General features: G+C 55.8%; 4 protein-coding genes. 1 reads left to right on the forward strand and 3 read right to left on the reverse strand.

From position 1 onward, the window contains the following. Positions 1–1,198: dihydroxy-acid dehydratase (locus RMSM_RS27015; RefSeq protein WP_008704370.1), on the reverse strand; the 1,198-nt coding region annotated here is incomplete at its 3' end. A 603-nt stretch (positions 1,199–1,801) separates the two neighbouring features. Between RMSM_RS27015 and RMSM_RS27020 the strand changes: the two genes are divergently transcribed. Next, the gene (locus tag RMSM_RS27020) at positions 1,802–4,387 is read left to right on the forward strand and encodes a dockerin type I domain-containing protein (protein ID WP_144057995.1); all 2,586 of its coding nucleotides are present in this window, start codon (positions 1,802–1,804) and stop codon (positions 4,385–4,387) included. 286 nt (positions 4,388–4,673) lie between these two features. On the opposite strand, the gene RMSM_RS27025 is transcribed toward RMSM_RS27020, so the two are convergent. Further along, on the reverse strand, positions 4,674–5,987 hold the full coding sequence (locus RMSM_RS27025) for an NAD(P)/FAD-dependent oxidoreductase (RefSeq protein WP_008704381.1): 1,314 nt from the start codon (positions 5,985–5,987) through the stop codon (positions 4,674–4,676). A gap of 55 nt (positions 5,988–6,042) precedes the next feature. Then, a complete protein-coding gene (locus RMSM_RS27030) occupies positions 6,043–7,077 on the reverse strand; it encodes a proline racemase family protein (RefSeq protein WP_008704382.1) in 1,035 nt (344 codons plus the stop codon). Positions 7,078–7,453: the final 376 nt, after the last annotated feature.

Below are 7,453 nucleotides of genomic sequence, written 5' to 3' on the forward strand. Positions count from 1 at the left end.
AACCGCTGGGCGCCAAATTGCCTTGCAACACCGACGTTCCGCCAGCCGGAGACAGCGGGTTTTCACGTGACCGAATCACATCCGGTTCGATCACTTCGGCATCCGCAATCTGCTCTCCCAGAGTCGTTCCACTGATCGTTTGACATGACGTGTCGATCAAATCACCGAGCTCTTTCAAAAGGGCTCGCAGTCCGCCGGCATGATAAAAGTCTTCCATCAGGTATTGGCCGGCCGGACGAAGATTCCCAAGCACCGGGGTGATTCGCGAGAGTTCATCGAACCGCTGCAGTGTCAGTTCGATCCCCATTCGGCCTGCGAGTGCGATCAGATGCACAATGGCGTTGGTGCTGCCGCCAATCGCCAGCGAAGTGACCACGCCGTTTCGGATCGATTGTTCGTTCAGAAAACTCGAGGGCGTTCGTTTTTCCCAAGCCATCTCGACTGCTCGACGTCCCGTGGCAACCGCCAATCGTGAGTGTTCCGCGACCACGGCGGGTACATTCGCCGCACCGCCGAGCGTGAACCCGAGTGCTTCGGCGATGCACGCCATCGTGCTGGCCGTGCCCATGGTCATGCAGGTTCCCGCCGACGGCGCGATACAGTTTTCGATGCAATTCCAATCGCGATCACACACGTTGCCGGCCAGTCGTTCATCCCAGTATTTCCAGACATCGCTACCGCTGCCCAGCGTGACGTCTTTCCATCGCGCTTTTAACATCGGACCGGCGGGTAGAAAGACCGAAGGCACATCGGCACTGATCGCCCCCATCAACATTGCCGGCACCGTCTTGTCACACCCGCCCATCAAAACCGCGGAATCGACCGGGTGACATCGCAAAACCTCTTCGACCTCCATCGCCAACAGGTTGCGATACAGCATCGTGGTCGGCTTCATCATCATTTCGCCCAATGACATCACCGGCACTTCAACTGGAAAACCACCACTCTGCAAAATCCCGCGACGCACCTCGTCGGCTCGGTTGCGAAAATGCGAATGACACGTATTTAAATCGCTCCATGTGTTCAAAATCGCCACCACCGGGCGACCTTGATAATCAATGTCGTCAAACCCCATTCCTTTCAGCCGCGAACGGTGACCGAACGATCGCATGTCGTCGGGACCAAACCAACGGTAGGAGCGAAGCGATTGAGGGTCGCGATTCTTTTCAGGTTCGGTGGAAGAGTTCGTAGCATTCATGGAGAGATAAACAAATTAGGCAGGAAGGGAAGCGAGCGGGACTTGGAGGTGCCGCCAAGCTGATTACAAGAAACCGGCGGAGGGTCGGCGAACCGCGAAAAATCGAGACACCGGTGTCAGCGGCCTCTAATTTACCAGTTCGCCACGTGATGCGTGATCGCCGCAAACAGCACCTTTTCCACGGAATCAAGGCGAGCTTGAACAATGCCGAAATGCTATCACGCGAACGCTTCTTCGGTTAGACGATCACGGCGGTTTTCACGTTTTCTAGATCCACTGGGTACGTCGATTGCATTGTTTCCGGGCGTCGTCATTTGCCGGATGAACCGCGTAACTGTTAGCAGGTGATCCTCTTTTTGCCTGGAACCAATCCAAGGTTTTCCGCCAACAAAGGGGTTCCTGAAATCTCGGACCTACCGTTCAATAGAAGCGAAACATTTCGGTACGGCAGCCGCGAACGGCCTCGGCACGGCAACCCGGCACCAACATTTCTCACTTTCCAACGTTCTTACGCATTCCTTGGCGTTACCCCCAGCTTCCGAGTGGTTGATCCTCTCGACATGGAAGTCATCACTGGACATCTCTTCTCATCAGCCATTCGCTATGCCTAAATCAACTGCCTCTGCAATATTGGCTCGCATTGCCACCGCTGTTTTCCCAGGCCAATACGATCGTTTTTCGACAAGTTCGGAGCGAAACCAGAGAGGAAAACGCCGCCGCAGTCCGGCACGCTTGATCCGCTATCAAACCCTCGAAGACCGTCGGCTATTGGTTGGCGAGGGCGATCCATTTGAAATTGTTCGCAACGTCGATACAACGGGGCTGCTCGGCAACATCTCGGCACAAATCCGCTGGGGTGATGGCACGCAAACCGCCGCGACGCTCAATTCGCAACCAGCGACCGGCGGCTTAAAAATTCGCTTTGACTACTCGCTGGACTCATCGGGATTTTTCTCCGGCGCGAATCAGTATCGGCGTGAATTGCTGCAGCTTGCTGCCGATTCGATTGTACGACGTTTTTCGGATCAGCTTGATGCGATCACCCCGAGTGTTGCTGGAAAGACGGAGTGGATCGCTAACTTCACCAATCCGTCGACGGGCAATTCAACGCTCAATAGCAATGGGACTGCGCGCGATGCTGTTGCCAAAAACTTGAAAGTCAACGCAAACGAGCTCGTCATCTTTCCCGGCGCCCGCGACTTGGCCGGGTTTGAACGAGGCCGCGGCGGCCCCGGCGGATTCGCGTTTCCCAGTGTCGGATCGATCACGCCCGCAGAACTCGCAAACATCAACGCGTTTCGTGACCTCGTCCAATTCCGCGGCGAAAGCGGTGCTAAAGCTTCACCGGCAACCGATTTTGGACCGTGGGGAGGTTCGGTCGCCTTTGATAACAATGGCACCAATTGGTATTTCGGCAAAGACATTGACGGCATCCAGCCGGGGCAAACCGATTTCATCACCGTTGCGATGCATGAATTGACGCACGTGTTGGGGTTTGGCAACGCGGGGATCAACAAGTCCTGGAGCACGTATACCAGCGGAAACTCCTTTACCGGTGCCAAGGCGAATGCGGCCTATGTAGGAGCCGGCAACCCACCGCTAAATCAAAGCTTTCACTGGGCCGATTCGATCCTGGACACCCATGATCAAGCGACACTGATGCGAAGCTCGCTGAATAACAACGAGCGACAGTCGATCACATCGCTCGATGTGGCGGCGTTGGATGATATCGGTTGGACGCTGGTCGGATCGACCGTTACCGTCACCGCCAACCACGTCTATGGCGACAATGGAAGCTTTCCGGTGGAAATCGTTTTGACCGGCAGCAGTTTGGGCGAGCTAGTGATTCCCGCCACCACCGCATCGATCACCAACGTTCATCCGACGCTAACCGTTGCTGCGAACCAGAACGTGGTCGTCAACACTCCGCTGAACATCACCAATCTTGGATCGATTTCGGATCCTGCTAGCAGCGAGACGTTTACCTACACCGTCAACTGGGGTGACGGAAGCGATGTCGAATCGGGCGTTGCAACGATCGATCAAACCGGCAATGCCACTCGCCCCACATTGGCCTCTTTTGACGGCACCCATACCTATGCAACCGCCGGCAACTTTACCGTCCGCGTCCGCGTGGAAGACGGCGATGGTGGAATCGCCGAGAAAACCTTTAGCGTTTCGGTAACGTCGCCTCCGAAGTTGTCGCTTGCACTGAATACGTCGTCGATCGTGGAAAACAGCGGAAGCTCCGCTGCCGAATTGACGATTACCCGCTCGGGCCCGGCTTCGAGCAGTCCGCTGACGGTTCGACTGGATTCCTCGGACCCCAGCGAGGCGAGCGTGCCGACAACAGCGGTCATTCCCGCCAATGCCACTTCGGTCAAAGTTCCTGTCGCTGCGGTGGACGATGCTTTGCTCGACGGCGACCAAACGCTCGAATTGTCTGCCTCGGGTTCCGGCGTTGATCCAGGCGTGATCGACTTGCTTGTCAAAGACCACGAGACGCTTAGCGCTAATTTTACTGCCGACACCGTCCGCGAAGACGCAGCCAATACGGTGCAATTGCGAATCACCCGCAGCAATAGTGACGTGTCGCAAGCGTTGCCGGTTCAAGTTTCCGGTGGCAATGCAAGTGAACTGGGATTCGGCGGTGACTTTGTCATCCCTGCGAATCAAACCAGTTTGCTGATCAATGTGGTCCCCGTTGACGACAGCGATCCCGAACCGACCGAGCAATACAGCTACACATTCGCGGCAAGCGGTTATGTTGCGGACTCGGCGAGTATCAATTTGGTGGATGACGAACCGCCGTTCTTCCAGAACGCATCGAATCAATATGATGTAGATTCCAGCGGTCTGGTGACCGCCGCTGATGCGTTGGCGGTGATCAACGCGTTGCAATTTCGAAACGGCAACAGCGCACTTGATCCGGAAACCGAGCAACCCAGCGGGGATCTGTATTACGACGTCAACGGCGATTACCGGATCACTCCCCTGGACGCGTTGGTGGTCATCAATGAACTGAATCGTCTAGGAGCAAACGGCGCCAATAGCACGACCGCCGGGCAGAGCGAAGCAACCGCAGCACCAGGCTCGTTCGAATCTACCCCTATTCAAGTGGATGCATTGTTCCGCGATAATGACGACGAGACAAACCAGGTGATGGGCACCGAGGGCTTGCTGTTCTAGTTTTCGCCAATGCGGAGACGGCGCCGCCAGCGGTAACGGCCATCACGCTGCCCCCCCTCTTCCATCACTAGGCTACCCCCTTGCCATGATCTCGCTGATAATCTCTGTCGTCTCGCTTATACTGATTCTGACCAGCATGGGGTTGCTATGGTTTTGGTTTGTCCGCCGAGAAGACGATCCCCAAGAAAAATAGACCGTCGAGAAGTCAGGGGCATGCGACAAATCGTCCCCACGTTCATGCCGGCCAATGGACTGAGCATGTCGGTCGATGAAACGCGTAGGCCGATCAGGCGATGAAACGCTCGGCTTGATAGGGCCGCGATTGGATACTGGTCGAATCGCCCGAGACCAGCTCGGCGATCATGCGACCGGTCGCCGGAGCCATGCTTAGCCCCAGCATATTGTGTCCGCACGCCAAGTAGACGTTCGAGAAATTGGGACAGCGTCCGATGATCGGTGTGCTGTCGTAGGTCATGGGACGCCATCCATACCAAGTTTCCGAGAACGATTCAGGCAGTTTGCACTTCAAGTAGTCCGCAGCAGCCTGAGTCAATAACCCCAGGCGCTTCTTGGATATCGTCGAATCGTAACCGATGAACTCCATCATCGACCCCAAGCGTAGTTCGGACCCCCAAGGTGTCACGGCGACCTTCCGCTCTGGCAAAATCATCGGCGTGGTTGGGCAGTGCTCGGGCCGCGGCATCGTGATTGAATAACCTTTGCCAGGTTGAATCGGTGCACGAAAACGGAGAATTTTCTCGAGCAGCGGCGTCCAGGCGCCGGTGGCAATCACAAAATGATCCGCCGCGACTTGCTGAGACGACAGCGAGACACTCGTCGCATTGCCAGCCGATTCCTTGAGCGCTTCGAGCGATTGATTTTCGACAAACCTCACTCCGCGTTCCTGAAGCGAATCACGCCAAGACGCGACCAAACGAGCCGGTCGCAGGTGGGCGTCATGTTCGAAATACCACGCCCCAGCGACATCCTCTTGCAACCCGGGTTCAAAATCCAGCAACTCGGCTGCCGACATTCGCCGCGCCGGTTCGTTGAAATCACGTCGAAGCATTGCATCGATCGGCTCGTACGCTTGAAACGCGTGCTGATTTTTATAAACGAACAACAATCCTTGTTTGGTCCATTCACAATCCAGTTGGTAATCGCGAATTAAGTCACCATAAAGCTGCATCGACTCGGTCAACAGCGGATGAATCGCATGCCCCGATTCAATCCAATTTGTTTCGTTACAGCGACGTGAAAAATTCCACAACCATTTCCAGAGATGTAGATTCAATCCCGGCCGAATCCTTAGCGGCGGATTCGGTTTCAGCATCGCCTTGAGTGTCGAGAAAATTGCACCGGGTTCGGCCAGCGGCAATGCGTGACTGGGGCTGACGTATCCGCAATTGCCGTGCGAACAGCCACCGCCGACACGGCCCCGATCAATCACTGTCACACGATAGCCGCGGCGGTTCAAGTAATGCGCGCACGCAATACCGACAACGCCGCCTCCCACGACTGCAACATGCTGGGATTCACTTCCCGAAGCTGCGACGTGCTGAGTTGACTTGGACTGCGGCGGCACGTGTTGGGATGTCATCAGCAAGGTGAGTTCAGGTAGGCAGAAATGGGGTCCGGCGGATTTCGACGCACGTTCACACTGGAATGCCGTACCGAAACGCATCGTCTGGGTCGAGCAATAACTGGCTTTCCGCGGTCACCGACGCTTCGCCCGTGACACTTGGAACGATGATCCCTGAACTGGCGCGAACGGAATCATCCACGGTTTGCTTGGGATCCAGCCCGATATTACCAAGCTGCTTGATTTCTTCCTCGCTTGCCAAGCGATAGTTGGCTTCGAAATAGGTGCCGATGATACTTTCCTGGTGCCATCGTTCTCCGGGGGCAAGTTCGCCGTCGGCAGCCAAACAAGCCATCTTGGCACTCGTTCCGGTGCCGCAGGGCGATCGATCCCACTGGCCACCGGGACACAGCACAAAGTTGCGACCATCGCTGGTCTCGGAATCCCAATACAATTGGATATGATCGATCACTTTGCCGCCATGTCCGGTGATTTCTTGGTCTTCCAAAGCGTTGCGGATCGCTTTGGTAAACGTCAACAATTCATCGAGATGCTGGGGACGAATCTGATCCGACTCGCTACGAACCATGAAGAACCAATTACCGCCCCAGGCGATATCGCCTACGACTTGGCCAAAACCGGGAACCTCGACCGCCACCGCTTTGCGATAACGGTAGCTGGGAACATTTTCGATCGTGACGCGGTGCATGTCTTCATCCAACTCGAAACCGATCACGCCCACCGCAGTTTCAAGCTGATGGTACCCGGGGCCGATACGGCCTAGATAGGCAAGCGTCGACGCAACGCCGATCGCACCGTGGCCACACATGCCTAAATACCCGGTGTTGTTAAAAAAGATGACCGCGCCCGCGAACTCGGGATTGGTGGGCCGACATAGCAATGCCCCCACCAACACATCACTTCCTCGTGGTTCATTGATCACCGCAGTGCGATAGTGATCAAATTCTTTGGCAAAACGCTGCTGACGCTGAATCAGCGTCCCTTTGCCAAGATCGGGGCCGCCCGAAACGATCGTCCGGGTGGGCTCGCCGCAAGTGTGAGAATCAACCGTCGAGATACGCTCGACTTTCGGAGCAGAGACTTTCATGAGAGAGATATTGTGTGACAAACAATCAAGGTTCCAGTCCATTCACGCGCACCACCGAATCGGGATCCGTGCGTGAGCGTGAAGCAAAGCGAAATGCAATGCTTAAGCAACTATGTTTGCAACAAAATCATCGGGCCACAAGTCTCCACGGCGCGGAATCATCGCCACCGCAGTCTCGCCATTCCCTTACTGCCCTCGACATGGATCGCGAACAAGAGGGGGAGAGGCCGTTTGAATTGACGAACGCCTACCGAGCAATTAGGCAAACGCGGTCGTGCTGTTGACGGGTACGACCATCGCGCCGGGTTGAGCACTGTTGGTGCGATAATAATCCGGCGCCCAGCGGCCTAGTTCGACGTACATTGCGATGACCGCA

Origin of the sequence: Rhodopirellula maiorica SM1 (genome assembly GCF_000346295.1) — a bacterium.
GTDB lineage: Bacteria > Planctomycetota > Planctomycetia > Pirellulales > Pirellulaceae > Novipirellula > Novipirellula maiorica.

Coding starts and splice junctions, on each gene's coding strand:
- RMSM_RS27020 (WP_144057995.1), top strand. CDS start 1,802: ATGCCTAAATCAACTGCCTCTGCAATATTGGCTCGCATTGCCACCGCT.
- RMSM_RS27025 (WP_008704381.1), bottom strand. CDS start 5,987: ATGACATCCCAACACGTGCCGCCGCAGTCCAAGTCAACTCAGCACGTC.
- RMSM_RS27030 (WP_008704382.1), bottom strand. CDS start 7,077: ATGAAAGTCTCTGCTCCGAAAGTCGAGCGTATCTCGACGGTTGATTCT.